Source organism: Bacillus sp. A260 (assembly GCF_009861435.1).
GTDB classification, from domain to species: domain Bacteria; phylum Bacillota; class Bacilli; order Bacillales; family Bacillaceae_G; genus Bacillus_A; species Bacillus_A cereus.
The window spans coordinates 2,988,195-3,008,026 of sequence record NZ_CP046398.1 but is presented as its reverse complement, the minus strand read 5'-3'; the positions used below and the strand labels follow the sequence as shown (position 1 = coordinate 3,008,026).

Here is a 19,832-nt window from a genome sequence, read left to right as displayed (position 1 = left end):
CTACTAAATAAAAAACAGGACCTGATATTCATCTATCAGGTCCTGTTTCACATAGACATTATATATGGATATTTTCCACACATTATCAATGTTTGTAATGTAGTTAGTCTTGTGGGTCAGCAATAAAATCAGATATTATTTTTTCAATATCGAAAGGAGTAATCCCTTTATCCAAAGAAAAAATGCTTTCTGCTTCTTCGATGTCTTGAACGAGTTCACCTCTAGCTTCAATATGTAATCGGAACAAGTCATATAAATTCGGTTTAACTAAATTAGTTAAAGCCTTTCCAACAAGTATCATACCTTTTTGATTAGCCTCGATGGTATTATCATAAGTTAGATCTCTTGTAAGAGACAAATCTGTCCAAATCAATTTTCGTTCCTTTAAGTCTAAAATAACTGGAATAGAGATTTGGGTGTCGGCAGTAATATCCACTTTATCTTGAACAGTAGAAGGTTCAAATATTTCACCTGAACCAGGATATTGACGAACCATCCAACCAGTAAAGCATTCTGGTAAATCTTTATATGGTTGGTCTGTGTAAGAAAGCAAAGTCATAACTACATAGCGTCCACCATATTTCAGCACAGACGGAATATCGAAATCAATGAATTCAGATGCTCCCTTTGGTGCAGAAGTAATATCTCCGCTATGGTAGGCTTTGAAATTTTTTGAACGTAAGTTCGTGAAGGATACATGTTCTTTGTATTGCCAATCTTCGTCGTACATTGCAGCAGACAAATCAATGTCAACACGTCCTGTATGTTGTCCATTCACATAGCCTTCTTTCCACCATAGGAAAAAACGAATCGTATCTCCTTCTGGCAAATCTACTTTACTTCCTCGAGATAATGTGCGAAGCGCTTTGCTGGCTGAACGTTGAGAGAAGGGAACTAAGTGATTTTTTAACTGTTCATCCAAAAATACTTTTCCGAGACTTGGAAGTTCTGCGAAGCGATTTTTTAAAGTATCTTCACACATTTTTACAATCATTAAACAAATATCCTCTGAGATAAATGGAAGTGTATTTTCAATACCTATAGCTTTTGCTACATTTCCCTTTGGAAAAAAGGTGCGAAATTCATTTTTATCATTTCGATGCTTAAAATGAGCCGTGAGTTGAAGTAATACAGGAGTAGAAACGTCTCCTATTATACTTAGAAACTCTTCGAGAATATTGAAAACATCTGTTGACGTATCACTACATAAACGGATTAAATGATCCAAGCGTCTGGCAAATTCCCCCGGGCGAGTTTTTAAAAGATTTTTCGCTGTCATGATATCACGATTCAACAAAGCTGCTTCTATTTTTCCATTAAATGTTTCAACTTTAATGTTGTTGCGAAGAATCTCAAATGCTCGGTGGGTTTTTGGGAAACGAGTATGATATTCTGCTGGATGAAGAATTTCACCTAAACGAATCCAACGTTTTTTGTATCGAAGCATATCTTCGGTAATGTTTCCGCATTGCTCTAACAATCCTAAAAGGAAGCGTCTTTCTGCTCGGTTAAACTTCTTGAATCGAACGGAGGATGCTAAACTCACATCGCCTTCAGATAAAGCAACTGCAAGGCGAAGAACATCAGTTGCTGTTTTAAAATACTTTGCAGCAGCATCGGCTGATATTTTTCTGTTTATTAATAAAACCCCAATTATAAAAGACATATTTTCCTTATGAGGAATTACATTAGGTAGAAAACAGGAAACATCTTCAGTGTGTGTAATAGCCCATTCTACATCTGTCTTATCAGTTGAGGAAATAGAGCTGTTTGCACGAATCAATTGAGAAATCATTTGATTGAAATCTTCTTCACTTCCTAAGTCAATCACTTTCAAATCAACGCTATCTAAAAGAGGAAGTCGTTCTTCTACTTTTGATACAGGTAGGCGCAACGTCACATAATGAATAACGGCATTGATGTATAAATCAGCGTCACTTAAATCCATCATTTGTTGCGGAAAGTTTGGATACATAGGAGTAAACTGAATATGTGCACCAACCATTTCTTTTAAATGTTTTACCAACTCTTTGTAAAACGATGTGAATGCACCAACCGAAAGTGTTTGCAACTCTTCTATTAAAGGCTCAGAAAAAGTAAATCCTAAACTTTCCAAGTTTTTTAAAACAGTGGCTAAATACATGTTCGGTAGTTTATTTTCTTCTCTTTTTATAATTACTTTCAAACTTCTTCTTATGTAAATAGAATTTTTCATGAGAACGCCAGCTATTCACTCCTTATAAAAGAGGGGAATAGTCTGACTGTCCTCCTTTCAGTGGTAGATTTTTATTTTTACATGCATAAACACACTAATTGTAGAGAAATGCACTGAGGGTATAAAGCTATTTTTTAGTGAAAAATTAGGGGTATAACATTTAGTTGTTAAGTGGTAATTTGTTAATTAAGAAAAGAAAACCTCTACATCAATGGTTGATAAACTAAAGTTTATTCAATCCCAAAGAAGAAAGAGGTTTTATAGTCTAATTATTTTTCATAGGGAATTGACAATTCTAAAACAATTTGAAATTTCTACAAAGAAGGAAGAATTGTCATAGCCTATGTGTTTAGCAGGAAAGTAACATCCCTATTTCGCCAAAGAAGTTAGAAGGAAGGAACGTCATAGCCTGCTCTATTAGTATATTCTCATGCGAAGAGCAATTCAAGTATACTGTCTGATTTTTTATATTTTTCTTAAAGGGGAATTTTCATGTTTATCCCGCATTGACGGGTAGCCCGATTGGTGAGGGGGATTAAAGTTTCACTTTATAAATAGGGAGATCATCACATGCCCTTTTTATAATACAATTACGGGAGGATTTTTATTTTTGATATATTATACCATTTATTTGGTGGTATAATATGGTATTGGTTCTGTGGAATGGAGTTGAATGAGTATTATAAATACAAAAGGTGAAATTAAAAAAACGAAAAGAAAAGTATTACTAACTATACTTACTATGTTAGTAATTATAATTGGATTTGGATATTGGAAACTTTTTAGTTTGCAAGGTGTTCCAAAAGGGGAATTAATTCGAACAGTGGAATCTCCAGATGGAAAATATCTCATCAAGACTTATTTTCATAATGCAGGATCATTAAGTGCGGATGCTGTTAGGGGTGAATTAGTTAACCTTGATACAGATTCAGAGAAAAATATATATTGGAATTATCCAGATACCGATCCATATATTGAATGGGTAAATAAGAATATTGTTAGAATTGGAGATCAAACTTTAGATATTTCACAGAAAGAAACCTATGATTGGCGTGATGATGATGAGCACGTTAAAGAAATGCCTAAACAGTTTAGTAGATAAAACAAGAAAATTTAAATGTATTTAATCTTATTCGTTTAACTATAGATAGGATTATATGAGTGAAAAAGTCCATTTAGATCTTCTAAATGGACTTTTTTAGGTTTCTAGATACGACTACTGATAAAAATGGAACAAACTTGTTACTTAGGTTGTCTATTAAGTATACGTATAAAACAGGTGTTCATGATAGTTCAATCATTTGATGAAAAGTGAGATGCAAGAAGAGTGATATCCGATACACTCTTTAATTGTATCGATATGTATAACACCTAGAAAAACTATATATTCTTGAAAGAGGTTGAAAATGTATGATAGTCTTAAACAAGTTTTTTAACATTTTACATTACAAAAAGATGGTACCTGTAGTATTTCTTTCATGTGCAACGCTTATAGGCTGTTCCGATGGCAATACTCAGTCTGAATTACCTAAACAAACAAAACAAACAAATCAAACCAAACAAGAAACTACTGGTAATGATTCTTTTGCTAAACTTGAAAAAGAATTTGATGCTAAACTCGGTATTTATGCATTGGACACTGATACGAATCAAACCGTTACGTATCAATCAGATAAACGGTTTGCATACGCATCTACCCACAAAGCTTTAGCTGTGGGAGTACTTTTACAAAAGAAATCAATAGAAGATCTAAATCAAAGAGTTTTGTATACTCGTGAAGATCTTGTTAATTACAATCCAATTACAGAAAAGTATGTTGATAGGGGTATGACTCTGAAAGAGCTTGCAGATGCTTCCCTTCGATATAGTGATAATACTGCCCAAAATCTTATTCTTAAACAATTAGGTGGACCTAGTGAATTCAAAAAATCACTGAGAGAAATAGGAGATACCGTTACAAATCCTGAACGTTTTGAACCAGAGTTAAACGAAGTGCATCCAGGAGACGTACATGATACTAGTACCCCAAAGGCATTAGCTACTAGTCTTCAGGCTTTTGCGCTAGGAGATGTACTTTCAACTGAGAAACGGGATTTATTAATAGATTGGATGAAAAGGAATACTACGGGAGACAACTTAATTCGTGCTGGAGTTCCAGGAGGATGGGAAGTAGCTGATAAGACTGGATCAGGATCTTATGGAACCAGAAATGATATCGCAATTATTTGGCCACCAAATAAAAAGCCAATTGTTCTTGCGATACTTTCTAATCATGATAAAGAGGATGCTAAATACGATGATAAGCTTATTGCAGAAGCAACCAAAATAGCGCTGGGTGTCTTAAAAGCTAAAAATAAATAATAATAGTATTAGTTATTGAAATTTTCTTGTTTTTTAGTCACAATACTGTGACGGTCTTTTTGTGTATTTTACAAAAGATCGTCTTAAGTAAAGAAAGAAGATAGAAACCATCTCTATTAAGTTTATTAACTAAGTAACAACAAATATATGCTTTATTGGATACTTATTGCATTTAATGTGGAGGAATAATATGGAGTCAAAAATTCTTATTGTTGATGATGATAAAGAGATTAGAAATCTTATCTCTGTATATCTGGAAAATGAAGGCCTAAAAACTCAAAAGGTAGAAGATGCTATACAAGCTTTACAACTGTTAGAAGAAAAGGAATTTGATTTGATTATTTTAGATATTATGATGCCGAATATGGATGGCATTGAAGCATGTATGAAAATTAGGGAAGATCGCAATATGCCTATCATTATGCTATCTGCAAAATCTGAGGATATAGACAAAATTCAGGGCCTAGCCTCTGGTGCAGACGATTATTTATCAAAACCGTTTAACCCACTAGAATTAATTGCTAGGGTAAAATCCCAATTAAGAAGGTTTAAAAAATACAATACGTCCATAGAACATAATAAAAGTATTCTAGAAATTGGTGACTTAACCGTGAATACAGATACTCGTCAAGTATGGGTAAGGGGAAAAGAAACAAGGTTAACTCCAAAAGAGTTTGCTATTCTCGAACTACTCGCCCGTAACAAAGGGATTGTCCTGAGTGTAGCAAAAATATATGAAGCAGTTTGGAAAGAGGTTTTTTATAAATCAGATAATACCGTCATGGTGCATATTACAAAAATAAGAGACAAAATTGAAGAAGATTCTAAACATCCCATTTATATTAAAACTGTTTGGGGAATTGGGTATAAAATATGAAGAATGTTAGTTTCAGAAATAAGATTATTATAAAACTTCTTGGTGCTGTTGCAATTAGTTTTTTTATTTCATTTGGTTTAACAATCCTCATTGTGCAATACGTCATAGATCCATTTTTTATAAAACACGAAGATTTTGGCATGTTTGAAGTGAGACTCGCAATGTTGTTCTTATTTACGTTCGCAATCTTAAACTTTATAGTAATCTTTTTGCTATTGGTTCGAAAGAAAATAGTATATTTGAAGCTCATTTCGGAAAATGTGAATGATATTGCAAATGGAAAACTGGGTATAACAATTGGGATTAAGGGGAAGGACGAATTGACCCAACTTGCTCAAAATATCAACTATATGTCCAAGGAATTGGAGAATACATTTGAACAAGAAAGACAATTAGAACGTACAAAAAATGAACTTATCACCAATGTATCTCATGATTTACGCACACCTTTAACATCTATTATTGGCTATATAGATTTATTAAAAAGAGGGCAATACAACAGTAACATACAATTACAGGAATACCTTGAAACCACGTATTCAAAGTCACAGAGACTGAAATATTTAATTGATGAGCTGTTTGAGTATACTCGTTTATCAGGTATAGATGCTAAGTTAAACCTTAATGAAGTTGATTTATCAGGTTTGTTGGAACAAATAGTTGGAGAATACATACCTATATTTGAAAAGGAAAGTTTAATCGTTCAAAAATCAATTACGCAAGAAACAATACCTATCTTCATAGATGTAGAAAAAATGGTACGTGTTTATGAAAATCTTTTTATGAATGCGATAAAGTACAGCATGAAACCATCCGAATTATCTATATGTCTTGAACTAATAGGTAACAAGGCAATGTTGAAAGTATCAAATAAAGTCGAGAAACCGCCTGTTAGCGATCCAAATAAATTGTTTGAAAGGTTTTTCAGGGGGGACAAGGCAAGAAAAGATGACCAGGGAAATGGACTGGGACTTGCTATTTCAAAAAGAATTGTTGAACTTCATCATGGTAATATACATGCAGAATATAAAGATGGTTGGATGTCTTTTATTGTTGAACATTCAATTAGATAGAAAGCTTATGGAACTACAGGTTCCATAAGCTTTTTTTAAAACTTAAGAAATCTTAAGGATTTTACGGGGTGTTTCCTAATTTTCATAGTTTATCATGGGTGTATTCAAAGTGATGAGGTGAGCAAAGAAGATAAAAGGAAAGATTTCATTGTAGCTTAAGTGTGGAGGTAACATGTCTATTTTGTTAGTAGTAAACAAATTTAGTAGCTTATTGTAATGAAATAAAAAAATGTAGGAGGATATAAATGATAAAGCCAGTTGTAGATGTAAAAAACATTCAAAAATTGTACGGTAAAAAAGGTGAGAATCAATCACACGCATTAAAAGGTGTATCATTCTCAATTCAAGAAGGAGAGTTTGTTGGTATTATGGGGCCTTCTGGTTCTGGTAAAACAACATTATTAAATGTAATTTCAACGTTAGATAAAGCGACAGGCGGCGTTGTTGAAATTGCAGGAACGGATATTACGAGGATGAAGCAGGGGGAACTTTCTGATTTTCGTTCACAAAAGTTAGGATTCATTTTCCAAGACTTTAACTTATTGGAGAATTTATCTATCTATGAAAATATCGCACTCCCACTTTCACTTCAAGGTGTTTCATCTCGTAATATTGGAAAGAAAGTAGAAAAAGTAGCTGATATGTTAGGCATTACAGCGATACTTCAAAAATATCCTTCTGAAGTATCTGGTGGACAAAAGCAACGTTCCGCAGCAGCACGTGCGTTAGTTCATGAACCAGCAATTATTTTGGGAGATGAGCCGACTGGAGCTCTAGATTCTAAAAATGCAACGAGTTTACTTAATGCCATGACAAGCTTAAATAAAGAGCAAGGTGTATCCATTATGATGGTTACGCATGATCCTTACAGCGCAAGTTACTGTCAACGTATTTTATTCATTCAAGATGGTGAGTTATATAAAGAAATTCATCGCGGTAGTACCCGTGAAGAATTCTATAAAGAAATTTTAGATGTGCTTGCAAACTTAGGCACACAAAAAGCGTAAGGAAGGAAGTTCAATCATGTTATTTAAGCTTTCTATGTCAGGCCTAAAAAGTAAGTTGCAAGATTACATTGTTTTACTTGTTGGTCTTATTGTCTCTATTTCAACTTTTTATATGTTTCAAACGCTAGCATCCAATAAAACGTTCCTTGAATCTAACTCTTCTATTAGGGATATTGTGGCTGTCTTTAAAATTGGTTCCGTTTTGTTAGCGATTATCACATTTTTCTATATTTTATATGCAAACTCTTTCTTATCAGCTCTTCGTCAAAAAGAATTTGGTATGTATATGATGTTAGGAGCAAAAAAGCATAAAGTTACCTTACTTATGTTCATTGAAACAATCATATTAGGTGCCACCTCTCTTTTGATTGGAATTACAATTGGTGTAGGACTTGCAGAAGGTATCGGTCAGCTATTAATGAAACAACTCGAGTTTGCTGGCGAAGGTTATAAAGCATTTTATCTGCCATCTATAGCTATTACTTGCATCTTCTTCTTTGCACTCTTTGTATTATCTGCAATTATGAATAGTATTAAATTATCTCGTATTTCTGTACTGCAACTTGTACATGCTGATGAACAAACAGAACGTGTTGCCATAAAAGGAAAAATGACAGTTGTAGTTGCATTCCTTGGTATTCTTTTATTGGGTATTGGTTATGCATCACTTATTTATATATCATATGCAAATTCGCTAATTGTTTTGGGATTAATGGCTGTTGGATTAATCTCAGCAACTGTTGGTACTTACCTTATATTTGGATCACTTCTTCCAGTTATGATTAACAAGCTAAAGAGTAATAAAAAACGTAGTGAAAAAGGCCTCAATGCTTTTACTTTTGCACAATTAAATTTCCGCATTAATAGTCTAACAAATGTGCTTGCAACGGTAGCAATTTTAGTGGCTCTTGGTGCTGGTGGAATTGCTTGTGGTATGGCATTTAAAAACAACATCCTAAAAATTACAGATCAAATACAAATTTACGATTCAGTCATTCATAATCCAACAGTGGAAGAAAAGACAATTTTGGGTAGTATCTTATTTCAAGAAAAACTTGAATATCATTACAAAGTTGATGATAGATATGTTTATTATCTTAAAGAAGATGTAGAGAAAAATCGCCCTTTCTTGCAAGGTATGAAAATAGAGAAAGCTTCAGAGGAAATACCAATTGGTGCATTTTCAATAAAACGGGCTGAAGGAGAGACAGACACAAAACAATGGATTCAGGTTTTCAGAACGATCCAGCCCAATTATTTATATCCTGATTATGAAATAAAAATTGTAGATTATAACATATACAATGGATTGAAGGGGAAAGAAAGTATTGTGTTTATGGGGAAAACAGATGATTTTGGATCATACATAAAAGAATGGAAAAAACTTGATGAATTACAGATAGCAAAATATAAAAATGTGAAAGCGGAAGAATTGGGTAGTAAGTATCAAACATATATTATGAGTCATGATTTTGCCAGCGGACTAATGTTTATGGGTTTCTTCGTTGGAATTGCATTTTTAGCAATGATGGCAAGCTGCTTAATGTTTAAAGTTCTGTCGGGAGCATCAAAAGATGTAACACGTTATCAAATGCTTCATAAAATTGGTGTTCGCCGAGAGTTATTAACAAAATCGATTTATAAAGAGTTATTCTTCATATTCTTATTCCCAGCAATTGTAGGGATTACTCATATATTAGTTGGTATGAACATGTTTAGCCCTCTTGTAATCGATCCGTACTCTCGCATTTGGTTACCACTTGTTATTTTTGTAGTAATTTACTCGATGTATTACTGGATTACTGTTCAATTATTTAAAGGAATTGTACTCCCTAAAAAAGATTAATGTAATGATGTTGTTTATCCCGCATTAACGGGCAGCACGATTGGTGAGGGCTCATAATCAGTGGGGGATGAACAAACCCCACTGATTAAAGTTTCACTTTATCTTCTACTGTACCTTGTAACTACATTTTACCTTGCTGTAGAGAAACAAAAAAACATTTTTCTTATTCAATAATTCCAATTTCTAGAGCCTTTTGAACAGCTTCTTCTTTGTTACGGACTCCCAGCTTTGTATAAGCTGTGGAAGCATAATTTCTGACCGTACCATTCGATAAATATAACCTTGATGCTATGGTAGTGTATCGAAGTCCCTTTGCTACTAGCTGCAATATTTCTATCTCCCTAGCTGTTAGCTCATAAGCGGTTGCTTTTGATTGTGGTGTCTCTTTTTGCTCATCAAATTTCTCAAATATTTTGTGAGACATTCCTTGATCAATCAGTGTCCCACCTTTGTGAATAAGTCGGATCGTATTAGCTAGCTCCAATGTTTCAATAGATTTGAGTAAAAAACCATCCGCACCGTTGCGAAGCGATTCCAACGCCTGTTCGGTATCCTGAAAAGTGGTAAAAATCAATATGCGGATATGTGGCCATTGTTGCTTAATCTTTTTGGTTGCTTCGACTCCATCCATGTGTTGCATATCTAAATCCATAAGTATAACATGAGGCTGAAGGCGCCCACACAAATCGATGGCTTCATTGCCATCCTCGGCCAAACCGACTACATTTAAATCTTCATATCTATCGAGTAGTGTCCTCAAACTTTCCCGAACAAACGGCTGGTCGTCTACAATTAACAAACGAATAAGTCCATCTTTTATTTCAGTTTGTCGCGGTATGGTACATGTAACAAGCATTCCTTCATCTGGCTTTGTATATACAGACAATTGACCTTGCAAATTCATTGCTCGTTCTTTCATTGCATTCAGACCGAAGCCTTCCTGCCATTCTACATTTCCTTTTCCATTATCTTGAACTTCTAATCTCGTATATTGTTGTTCAAACTGCAATGAAACTATAATTTCAGTTCCCTGACCATGACGTACTGCATTCGTAAGGGACTCTTGTAAGCAACGAATGAACGCTATCTTCGCTTGCCGAGACAATTCATATTCCTCTCCGTATGCCCGAAAACTTACATTAACCTGAGCGTGCTCCTGAAATTCGGCTCCAAGATTTTGGAGAGATTGAATTAAGGAAGGCGATTGACAAGGAGACTCCATTTGATGTAGGTAACCTCTCACGTCCTCGATGCTTTTACGTCCCATTTCAAGCAGAGAATCTAGCCTCTGTATACCCATTTCAGTAGCAAGTTCGGTGCGCAACGTTTCCATCCCCATAATAATAGAAGTATAAGCGTGACCAACTGTATCATGAAGCTCACTCGACAGTCTGTTTCGTTCTTCCGCCAGTGTAATGCGTTCAATCTGAGACATATATTGCTCAAGTACTGCGTTTTGTTTACGAATTGATTCATTTTGTTTATGATTGACGATTAATAAATGAAAAGCGAAGCCCATTACATATGCGAATCCATAATAGGTGACCATAATCCAATAGCTATTACTTGGCGAGACCGCATAGAAAATTCCAGTTGTTATAAAAACCGTTATTGGAGCTGTCCAATAATAGGACAAATGCTTACTATTCGCAGCAATTAGAAACACCGATATAAGAAATGTGTTGTAAGCTTCTGGAAATAATAAGGTTAAATATATACATAGTCCACCATATAGCAGTATTTCTGTGAACAAATAATATTTATAATTGAATAGTAAGGCTACCCATGGAACAGAGAAGGCAATAATTTCCCAAAGAATAATAATCCAAAGTGGTAATGTTAAACCATCCTGAAAATTTAATGTAGCTAGAATGATAGACACACTAGCAAGTAGGCGTACCCCTAACATAATCCAATCATACCAAAACCAATACTTAACCATATCTAACAAGTCCTTTACCCCCTAAATAGCCTACCATTTTACTTCCTATATAATAATTTAATCCTTCCTGCCTTATTATACTTTTTAATTTAAAACTACGATACTACTCACAGACTGCAAACTTCTATTGATTTAGTTGCCGAATCATACTACGTGTATAGCCCCCAATTTTCTTTGTCAAACCATCGACTATTCTAATACTTATGGCGGTAAATACTATACCCATAAACATTACAAAGAGTGACTTGGCAAAAGTATCTATTTGTATAAATATAATATTCATATCGATGTATCGATACAGTAGTGGTGCCAACAGGAACATAAGTGGCATTACGTAAAAAATGATTGCACTAATGAGACTGAAAATGCCAATCGTAAATTTCTGCATTAGCCAATAGACAGCACACCAAGTGCGACGATCTGTTAGCACTAATTTCACCTGAGACCAGTTCGATGTATCCATTGTTATACTTCTATCGTAAGAGTCTGTTGAAATATCTGTATAAATTTTCGTCTGTATGCGCTCGAATTGGATAAAGGGTGTGGTAGTCTGTAGTACGCGCATAATTAATGGAATCCCAACAACAGTAAATGAAAGGGTTAAACTAAATAGCAGAGCTATTAGGTAAAAACAAAAATAAAACAATCCTGTACCGAAAGTTAGCAATAAAAAATAACCATTCTGGATGAATCTTGATTTCATAAAGTTCATCGCTCCTATCTGTGTAATAACCGAATCATACTGCTTTTTTTGTCATTCTCACTAGTGTAAAAGTGTCATATGACAGTTCTAAATGATGTTAAAAAGGGGAGAGCAGCTTACTTCTGGTTAAAAAAGATGCTTTTATCCCGCTATTTACTGGGCAGTAAGACTCCCACCTCAAAATTCAGCGTTAGGTGGGGGGCGGGCTGCCGGTAAACGCACGATTGGTGAAGGCTAATAATCAGTGGGGGATGAACAAAAACCTGCTGATTAAAGTTTCACTTTATTACTCCTCCACAAAGCAATCCCGTTCTTACATCTGCAAGAACGGGATTGCTTTGTACTTTTATTTAATATGAGATGGACTTGTTTTTCGAATATGAAAAATAATATCAAATTGCTCAAACAATGAAGTATCAAAATACACCGAACTGTTCGGGAGGATTTGTCCCCCTATACTTAGTAATGGTCTTTTTGCTTTAACCCATTTTTCTGCTTGTCCTTTAAGGTGACGGTTATCCAATAAAAACATTTTATATGGCACTTTTCCGAGAGTATAATTGAAACTTTTTACATCTTGTGGAATAGTGTCGGTTGTAATCTTACCTCCAGTGGAAGGATCATATTCGCTGTATAAGGTAAAATTCCCCTCCGTAGTTGTACTACCAATTGTGACATAATTATTGTCTAAACGTTCCTTCAAAAACTGCCCCGCAACATAAGGGTATAATTTCTCATCGATAATTCCTTTAGCTATATGAATATTGTGTGCCCATACCATCGTTTTACCACCAAATGTCTCTTGTGCCCACATTGCATGATCGGCCAAGTATTGTTCATGTAGTTTTATTATACTTGGATAGTCGTTAGGGAGTAGCATTGTGGTAAATTTCTCTATTGCACTTGCCGTTGCTTTCGCCCAGATGTACTCGGATGGAATTATTTCTGTGTTGGCTTGCTCATTCTCATCTTTTAGTAATCGGGCTACTCTCTCAGCGTTTGCTTTAAACTTCTCTTTTCTTTCAGGAGCAAGTTTCATATATTCCTGTATACTTCCAGTAAAAGAAGACAATTCTTTATAATTTTCTTCTACTTCTGCCAGCAAATCTGGTCGATGGAGCCTTACATAATCAATTACTTTATTAAAGCTACCTTGGTCCAATGTCTTTAAGTCGAGCCCAATAAATTGGATCTTTTTTTTATTGGATGGATCAGCATTATAATCTTTCATCCACTCAATCATGGCTATAATTTCATCAGTAGGATATAACAATTTTAAAAATTCCCTAGGGTTTCCTTTTCCTGTTTGGATATATTCATTTAGTTTTAAGCCGTTTCCCCAATCTTCTTCCATTGCAAAATTCGTAAAACCCATTTCAGTAACCAAATATTTCACAAGGCGAAACTTCATAGTAAAAATTTCAGAGCTTCCATGAGTATTCTCTCCTAATCCTACATATTGCGCGTTCCCAATCATTTTCTTAAGTGGTTTTAAATCTTCAAATGGTTTTGACGGCTCTATCGTTTTTAATGGGTTAGCCTGTGATTGTATTGATTTAACTATATTTTTTTGGACTGATTGACCTGAATTTTCGACTGCTACAGTTTGAGCGTTTCCTACTTCCGCGCATCCTGTGACTAATAAAGCTGTACTAACCATTGCAATCATTCTTTTCTTATTCATTTTTGCCCACCTCAATTGAATTATTTTTATAAACAAGATTGATTCATGTACTTGCACGAATCAATTGCCTTAATTTAATTGTTATTTATTCCATATCATATTTTCTAGTTACATATTGTCATAAGATTAATTGACACAAGTCATAGGTTAATCATTACACTTTTGTACTATCGGCTATGACAGTTTATAAATAATAATTAAATTGTTGAATCGCAAGTAAGACTAGATTATGAATTTAATGATCTGTATGTCAAAATATTTTTATTCTAAGTTGTAGCTGTTGAAATGACAGGAAGTAAATTTGATAAACAAATGAATAAAGGGGAAGGGCGGATTACAATGTTATTACACGCAAAATCGTTCCACAATAAAGATAAAATCCATCGTGCTAAAATAGGACTTCAACTTTTTCTAAGTATCTTAACTATTACTTCTATTATCCTAAATGTACTAGTAATGATTACTAAAAGTATGCCGCTTATTGTGGTATATATGTTTACCCCGGCATTTTCTTCTATTTTGACTCGCATAATATTGAAAGAAGGGTTTAAAGATGTATCTTTTAGTCTCGGTAACTTAAAGATATGGAAGGGGATTGGTTTTGCTCTGCTAATACCTATGATTATTTGTGGAATTACTTATTCTATCGCCTGGTTGAGCGGAATTGCGAAGTTTCAGCCCCCGCAAGGTGGTATGCTAGAACCTATTTACAATATACTTGGATTTCAGTATCTACCGATACCATTAAGTTTCATTTTTATAGTAGTATTGAGCGAAGTATTAGGTAGCTTGCTTAACTTAATTCCAGTTATGGGAGAAGAAATGGGTTGGCGAGGTTATATGCTTACAAGACTAATCGATGCAGAGTTTTCACGCCCAATCCTTATTAGCGGATTGATTTGGGCAACGTGGCATGTTCCAATTGTTATTGCTGGTCTATATGTAGAGGGAACATCGGCCCTACTTTCAGTACTTGGCATCTATTTTTGTATTGTGCCATTCAGTTATATTACAGCTTATTTACGACTTATCACAGGTAGCGTTTGGCCTTCGGTTATCATTCATACTACTTGGAATGCCATTATTCAAGGACCTTTCGCACGTGCAAGTACAGGAGATCAAACTGAGATTTGGATTGGAGAATCTGGTTTGATAACCGCTATTATTATCTTGGCTACTGCAATAATTATGTCTCGAATCGTAAATTTTACTAAATAGCATACGGATTTGTTTTAAATTCAATTAGTGTAATATGACGAGGCTGAAATAAGATGCTCCTAAAAATATTAGAAAAAATCTAGTTGAACGGACTCTTACTTAATCTTAGGCTGCTGGATATATGGAAGGCATCAAGCTAAGGGTTTAATTTATAAAAATAAACTTGATTGTCATAAAAAAATAATGTTTTTCATTTAAAGGCTATGAGATGAAATTTCATCATCTTCATCACATTAGACCTTCAGGAAATAAAAAGTTAAACGATTATACAAATACTCTAACTGAAAAAACGATAGTCCTTTTATCAAAAATGTAGAAGGACTATCGTTTATTTTTTTGACAAAATTAGGGATTGATGTTCATAAAAATGGATAATATAATTCGTATTTTACGTAAAGAGAAAAATTTCTCCCTAGAATATTAAGCTAAATATCTTGGTGTGACGGTTAATTTAAGTTTCACTTTATGACTTGTAAAGGGCTGTTCAATGCATCGTACTATTAAAAAATCTAAATTTAATCATTAAATTGCGATAAAATGTGGTCGGAAATAATGAAATTTTAGGAAAAATAAGGTACACTAGTCTATGATTTTAGTTGAAAATCGTTTGACGTTAATGCATACGGGGGAAAGATTGATGAACAACAATACAACAAATGAATCAGTTGAAGAAATTGATCAAAAACGAGTAAGATCAAACAAACGTTATACAAATTGGAAGTTTATCGCAGCGGGTATTGGTGTAATTGCACTTCTTATTGGGGGAATGAGTTATTATCAGGCAACTCACTTCAATTCGAATGTTACAATTAATGACACAAAAGTTGGTGGTCTGAGCGCTGATCAGGCAATACAGAAATTAAAGACATCTGGACTAGCAAACAAAGTCTATGTTGATCAACAACAAATTTTAGATGAAAAAGATACAAAAACGGAACTTACGGAAAAAGATTTGCCTCAAGTTAAGAAACTATTAAAAAGTCAGTGGACATTTTTCCCTTCCTCAAAGGGAGAAAATTATTCATTGCTACCAGAGAAGGCAGATCAGTATCGTAGTGAAACGATGAAAAAACTTGTAGAAGAAAAGCTCATCTCTATGAATGAGAAATTAAAAGCGCCTCAAGATGCTATGGCGAAGCTAGAACAAGGAAAAATTGTTATTTCGAAAAGTGTTGAAGGAAAACAGTATGACGTTACTAGTCTACTGAAAGATTACGATAAGCAAAAATATAAAAGCGAAATTCATCTGAAGTCTGCATACATAAAACCTATTAAAGAAGACGATCCGATTGTCAAAAAAGAGGAGAAAGCACTACAGAATCTTCTTGGGCAGTCTGTTGAGTATAAAGTGCAGAATGAAGTTTATCCTTTAAAAGCGAAAGATTTAATTCAAAATGCTTCTATGTCAAAGGATATGAAAGTTACAATTGACGCGAGCGACATTAAGAATAAAATTACTGAAATTAATAATGCCAAATCAACATTAAATAAAGATTTCTCATTTAAAACGCATTCTGGTTCAGTCATATCAGTAAAAGGGCAAGGCTACGGCTGGGCACTAGATGTTGAAAAAGAAACTAAACAAGTTCAACAAGCCTTTGAGAAAGGCGAAAAGTCGCTTTCTGCTTCTAACATTCACGGAAATGGTTGGGAGAAGGAAGGTATCGGTTATAAAACAACAGCGAATAATGGCATCGGAGACACGTATGCGGAAGTTTCAATTGCAGAGCAACAAATTTGGATTTATAAAGATGGGAAATTAGTCGTTACAACAAATGTAGTAACGGGTAAACATAGCACGGGTGAAGATACATCACCAGGTGTTTGGTACGTTCTATACAAACGAACACCATACACGCTAAGAGGTAGCGCAGTAGGGAAAGCTGATTATGCGGTTAAAGTAGATTACTGGGTTCCATTCACAAATAGCGGTCAAGGATTCCACGATGCCGGCTGGCGAAAAGACTGGGCAAATAATGCTTATTTAACAGGTGGATCAGGTGGGTGTGTGAACCTTCTTCCTAATGTTGCAAAAACTGTATATGATAGTTTGAACACGTATGATCCAGTTATCGTGTACTAGAAAATAGCTACGTATCAAGAAATAAACAAAGCAGGAAATCTTATCTGATGGTATATGAAAAAAACACCTCTTGCATTCGCATACTAAGTGTGCAAATGCAATGGAGGTGTTTTTGTTTGAATACAAGAGTGTATTGCTTATAAGAAACAAAGTAGAAAGAGATTAAGAATAAGTATTCAAATAATCAATAAAATTGACAATGAATATCATTTTCACTTAATATAGAATCGTCGCATTTAATTAGACATGAATTTTTTGTTAATATAATAGATTTCTATTAAGTTGTCATATTTACGAACTATCATTAAATATTTTAAGAATTTAAACGTAGGAAAGGGTAATATAAAATGAACTGGAAAAAAGGCGGATTATGGGTTATTATTTTTTTCGTTGTAAAAGGCACGATTTCTACACTTTTAATCGTTACAGGTGCTAAATATTTTGATTTATCATTTATGCAACTTATCTTATTAATTCTGACCTTATTAGTGATTTCTCTAATAAGTCGTAAATTGCTGTATAGACATAAACAAAACAAAAAGCAAAAAGAGCTAAATATATAATGAAGCCCCAGAGACCGTTGGATTTCTGGGGTTTTATTTCGATCGTTTTTTCCACATGTACATCAACTTAACGGAACAGGTTGTCCAAAACGATAAAATCGATGATGTTTAAAATGCGTCAATTACTTTTATATAAGGGTTGAAGAGAGCTTTTGAATCAATCTTTATTCTGAAGCGACAGACGTGCATAAATTATGCTTGTTTTTCAATTGGTAGTTTAAATGTAAAAGTACTGCCTTCTCCTAATTCACTTTCAACTGTAATTTCTCCTCCGTGTAGTTCGACAATCCATTTTACCATCGACAATCCTAAACCTGTGTTTCCGATGTTTGAAGATGTTCGTGCTGCGTCAACTCGATAAAATCTGTCCCATATTTTAGTAATATGTTGCTCGCTGATGCCTATGCCATTATCGGAGACTTTACCTATTATGTTGGTTTCATCACGGAATAGTTGCATATTCACAGTTCCGCTCGCTTTACTATAAGCAATCGCATTCGTTAGTAAATTCATTAATAAACGCATCATCAATGTTTGATCTGCTTTAATAAATAGGTCTTCCTCTATATTAGTTGTTATATCAATCGAAGCTTCTTGAAGCATTAATGAAAGCTCTTCTACAACGATTTCCGTTAATTCACTCATATTGATACATTCAAATTGGAAAGTATTATGGTTTCCTTGGTCAGCTCGTGCTAATAATAAGAGTTGTGAGATTAGAGCGGACATTTTACGTGATTGCTTTAAAATTACTTCTAACGATTCTTCCATTTCTTTCGGATTATTTCTCTGCGATAAAGCGTATTCGCATTGCGAAATAATAACAGATGTTGGTGTTCTTAATTCATGAGATGCGTCAGATGTAAATTGTTTTTCACTTTCGAATGATGTCTCCAATCGCTCAAACATTTTGTCAAAGGTTTGTGCTAAATGATACATTTCGTCTTTCGGTGAACCTTGTAAATTAATTCTCTTCGAAAGGTCTTTACCATCACCAATTTTACTGGCTGAATCACTCATTTGTTGCACAGGTCGAAATGCCCTTTGCGTAATAAAATATCCTCCGAATGCCGCAATAAGAATAAGTAATGGGAATGAAATGATTGTTACCACGATAAGCGTATTCATCGTTGAGGATAATTGGTTCATAGTCATTATTCCACGAACCCAGACTTGCTCATCGCCGCCTGCATTATGGAGAAAATCATATACTATCCATTCTTTATTACCGTCTTTAATGGTTTGTATTTCATCGGATTTAAGGGATATCTTTTTATTAAAGCTTGTTGGACTATGTCCTACCAACAGCTCACCTTGTTTACTATAAATGCTTATATTTACTCCATCTTCTAAGGTTTCAAAATCATCGTCAATCTTTAACTGCCCATGCTTATATTCGATATCTTCCATGCTTTCTTTTACTGTGCTCTTCAATTGATCTTTCATATTAAAAAGTAAAACTTTATCTGAAGAAGTTAAAATAAAAGCTAACACGAGTGCCATAATAATTACAATTAGCCCCGTATACCACAGGGTCACTCTCATTTTTATTGATAGTCTTTTCATGGTTCTACTCGCAATACGTAACCAGTTCCGCGCACTGTATGAATTAACTTCGTTTCAAACTGGCTATCAATTTTTTTACGAAGATAGCGGACGTAAACATCAATAATATTCGAGCCGCCTTCATAGTCGTAATTCCACACATGTTGCTCAATTTTATCTCGTGTCAGCACAACTTCTTTATTACGAATCATATATTCTAAAATAGCAAATTCTTTACTGGAAAGAGTGATGACTTGGTCTCCTCGTGTTACTTTATGCATATTGCAATCTACCACTAGATCAGCGATTTCAAACACATTCGATGTATTTCCTGTTTTTCTTCGCATTAACACTCGAATTCTTGCTAACAGTTCGTCAAAAGCAAACGGCTTTACTAAATAATCATCCGCACCTAAGTCGAGTCCTGTTACACGATCATCAATTGTATCTTTAGCTGTAAGAAGCAAGACAGGAGTTGTATTATTGTCCGCGCGTAATCTTTGTAATACTTGTAAACCATCTATTCCTGGAATCATAATGTCAAGTACAATCAAATCGTAGGTAGCCATGTTTATATAATCCAGGGCATCTTCTCCATTCCCACATGCATCGACACTATAATGTTCTGCATTTAATCGTTTTACCAATATATTTTGTAAGTCTTGTTCATCTTCGACAATAAGAACTCGCATTAACATTCTCCTTTTCTTCTTAT

The 19,832-nt window shown here is 34.4% G+C and carries 15 protein-coding genes; 9 read left to right on the top strand and 6 right to left on the bottom strand.

Annotated elements, in window-relative coordinates:
• Positions 1-103 precede the first annotated feature (103 nt).
• Positions 104-2,215: a TerD family protein gene (locus GD442_RS15140; protein ID WP_100655062.1), complete on the bottom strand. Its 2,112-nt coding sequence runs from the start codon at positions 2,213-2,215 to the stop codon at positions 104-106.
• A gap of 673 nt (positions 2,216-2,888) precedes the next feature.
• Between GD442_RS15140 and GD442_RS15135 the strand changes: the two genes are divergently transcribed.
• The 6 genes from GD442_RS15135 (at position 2,889) to GD442_RS15110 (ending at position 9,379) form a co-directional block, all read left to right on the top strand.
• Positions 2,889-3,317 (top strand): DUF5412 domain-containing protein, encoded by a 429-nt coding sequence (locus tag GD442_RS15135; protein ID WP_048657193.1) that lies wholly within the window; start codon positions 2,889-2,891, stop codon positions 3,315-3,317.
• 308 nt (positions 3,318-3,625) lie between these two features.
• Positions 3,626-4,576 carry a class A beta-lactamase gene (gene bla, locus GD442_RS15130; RefSeq protein WP_016512586.1) on the top strand — a complete coding sequence of 317 codons (951 nt, stop codon included), beginning with the start codon at positions 3,626-3,628 and terminating at the stop codon, positions 4,574-4,576.
• 190 nt (positions 4,577-4,766) lie between these two features.
• Positions 4,767-5,453, top strand: a complete 687-nt coding sequence (locus GD442_RS15125) for a response regulator transcription factor (RefSeq protein WP_000444089.1) — start codon at positions 4,767-4,769, stop codon at positions 5,451-5,453.
• Complete coding sequence (locus GD442_RS15120) at positions 5,450-6,526, top strand: HAMP domain-containing sensor histidine kinase (protein WP_078186541.1); 1,077 nt, start codon at positions 5,450-5,452, stop codon at positions 6,524-6,526. Before GD442_RS15125 ends, GD442_RS15120 begins: the two co-directional genes overlap by 4 nt.
• Before the next feature lie 245 nt (positions 6,527-6,771).
• Positions 6,772-7,533 (top strand): ABC transporter ATP-binding protein, encoded by a 762-nt coding sequence (locus GD442_RS15115; protein WP_000595170.1) that lies wholly within the window; start codon positions 6,772-6,774, stop codon positions 7,531-7,533.
• A gap of 16 nt (positions 7,534-7,549) precedes the next feature.
• Entirely contained in the window at positions 7,550-9,379 is a 1,830-nt protein-coding gene (locus GD442_RS15110) for an FtsX-like permease family protein (protein ID WP_000897821.1), read from the top strand.
• 163 nt (positions 9,380-9,542) lie between these two features.
• Here the strand turns inward: GD442_RS15110 and GD442_RS15105 are convergent, their stop codons facing one another.
• From GD442_RS15105 to GD442_RS15095, 3 genes are all read right to left on the bottom strand, one after another.
• On the bottom strand, positions 9,543-11,330 hold the full coding sequence (locus tag GD442_RS15105; RefSeq protein WP_071740810.1) for a helix-turn-helix transcriptional regulator: 1,788 nt from the start codon (positions 11,328-11,330) through the stop codon (positions 9,543-9,545).
• A 115-nt stretch (positions 11,331-11,445) separates the two neighbouring features.
• Positions 11,446-12,024, bottom strand: a complete 579-nt coding sequence (locus GD442_RS15100) for a sensor domain-containing protein (RefSeq protein ID WP_000842192.1) — start codon at positions 12,022-12,024, stop codon at positions 11,446-11,448.
• Between the two features lie 346 nt (positions 12,025-12,370).
• Positions 12,371-13,708, bottom strand: a complete 1,338-nt coding sequence (locus GD442_RS15095) for an erythromycin esterase family protein (RefSeq protein ID WP_159365114.1) — start codon at positions 13,706-13,708, stop codon at positions 12,371-12,373.
• Between the two features lie 339 nt (positions 13,709-14,047).
• Here GD442_RS15095 and GD442_RS15090 point away from each other — a divergent pair, with 339 nt between their 5' ends.
• From GD442_RS15090 to GD442_RS15080, 3 genes are all read left to right on the top strand, one after another.
• Complete coding sequence (locus GD442_RS15090) at positions 14,048-14,926, top strand: CPBP family intramembrane glutamic endopeptidase (RefSeq protein WP_074555288.1); 879 nt, start codon at positions 14,048-14,050, stop codon at positions 14,924-14,926.
• 637 nt (positions 14,927-15,563) lie between these two features.
• On the top strand, positions 15,564-17,009 hold the full coding sequence (locus tag GD442_RS15085) for a L,D-transpeptidase family protein (RefSeq protein ID WP_001064080.1): 1,446 nt from the start codon (positions 15,564-15,566) through the stop codon (positions 17,007-17,009).
• Positions 17,010-17,356: 347 nt separating this feature from the next.
• Positions 17,357-17,572, top strand: coding sequence for a hypothetical protein (locus tag GD442_RS15080; RefSeq protein ID WP_001104104.1), 216 nt, complete (start codon positions 17,357-17,359; stop codon positions 17,570-17,572).
• A 192-nt stretch (positions 17,573-17,764) separates the two neighbouring features.
• Here GD442_RS15080 and GD442_RS15075 read toward each other — a convergent pair whose 3' ends face one another.
• Together GD442_RS15075 and GD442_RS15070 are read right to left on the bottom strand one after the other, a co-directional pair.
• Entirely contained in the window at positions 17,765-19,138 is a 1,374-nt protein-coding gene (locus tag GD442_RS15075; RefSeq protein ID WP_033666291.1) for a sensor histidine kinase, read from the bottom strand.
• Positions 19,135-19,809, bottom strand: a complete 675-nt coding sequence (locus GD442_RS15070) for a response regulator transcription factor (protein ID WP_001264525.1) — start codon at positions 19,807-19,809, stop codon at positions 19,135-19,137. The genes GD442_RS15075 and GD442_RS15070 overlap by 4 nt, the downstream gene beginning before the upstream one ends.
• Between the last annotated feature and the right edge of the window lie 23 nt (positions 19,810-19,832).

Excerpts from the sequence above, each read along its gene's own strand:
- GD442_RS15140 (WP_100655062.1), bottom strand. The coding sequence starts at position 2,215 with ATGAAAAATTCTATTTACATAAGAAGAAGTTTGAAAGTAATTATAAAA.
- GD442_RS15135 (WP_048657193.1), top strand. The coding sequence starts at position 2,889 with ATGAGTATTATAAATACAAAAGGTGAAATTAAAAAAACGAAAAGAAAA.
- bla (WP_016512586.1), top strand. The coding sequence starts at position 3,626 with ATGATAGTCTTAAACAAGTTTTTTAACATTTTACATTACAAAAAGATG.
- GD442_RS15125 (WP_000444089.1), top strand. The coding sequence starts at position 4,767 with ATGGAGTCAAAAATTCTTATTGTTGATGATGATAAAGAGATTAGAAAT.
- GD442_RS15120 (WP_078186541.1), top strand. The coding sequence starts at position 5,450 with ATGAAGAATGTTAGTTTCAGAAATAAGATTATTATAAAACTTCTTGGT.
- GD442_RS15115 (WP_000595170.1), top strand. The coding sequence starts at position 6,772 with ATGATAAAGCCAGTTGTAGATGTAAAAAACATTCAAAAATTGTACGGT.
- GD442_RS15110 (WP_000897821.1), top strand. The coding sequence starts at position 7,550 with ATGTTATTTAAGCTTTCTATGTCAGGCCTAAAAAGTAAGTTGCAAGAT.
- GD442_RS15100 (WP_000842192.1), bottom strand. The coding sequence starts at position 12,024 with ATGAAATCAAGATTCATCCAGAATGGTTATTTTTTATTGCTAACTTTC.
- GD442_RS15095 (WP_159365114.1), bottom strand. The coding sequence starts at position 13,708 with ATGAATAAGAAAAGAATGATTGCAATGGTTAGTACAGCTTTATTAGTC.
- GD442_RS15090 (WP_074555288.1), top strand. The coding sequence starts at position 14,048 with ATGTTATTACACGCAAAATCGTTCCACAATAAAGATAAAATCCATCGT.
- GD442_RS15085 (WP_001064080.1), top strand. The coding sequence starts at position 15,564 with ATGAACAACAATACAACAAATGAATCAGTTGAAGAAATTGATCAAAAA.
- GD442_RS15080 (WP_001104104.1), top strand. The coding sequence starts at position 17,357 with ATGAACTGGAAAAAAGGCGGATTATGGGTTATTATTTTTTTCGTTGTA.
- GD442_RS15075 (WP_033666291.1), bottom strand. The coding sequence starts at position 19,138 with ATGAAAAGACTATCAATAAAAATGAGAGTGACCCTGTGGTATACGGGG.
- GD442_RS15070 (WP_001264525.1), bottom strand. The coding sequence starts at position 19,809 with ATGCGAGTTCTTATTGTCGAAGATGAACAAGACTTACAAAATATATTG.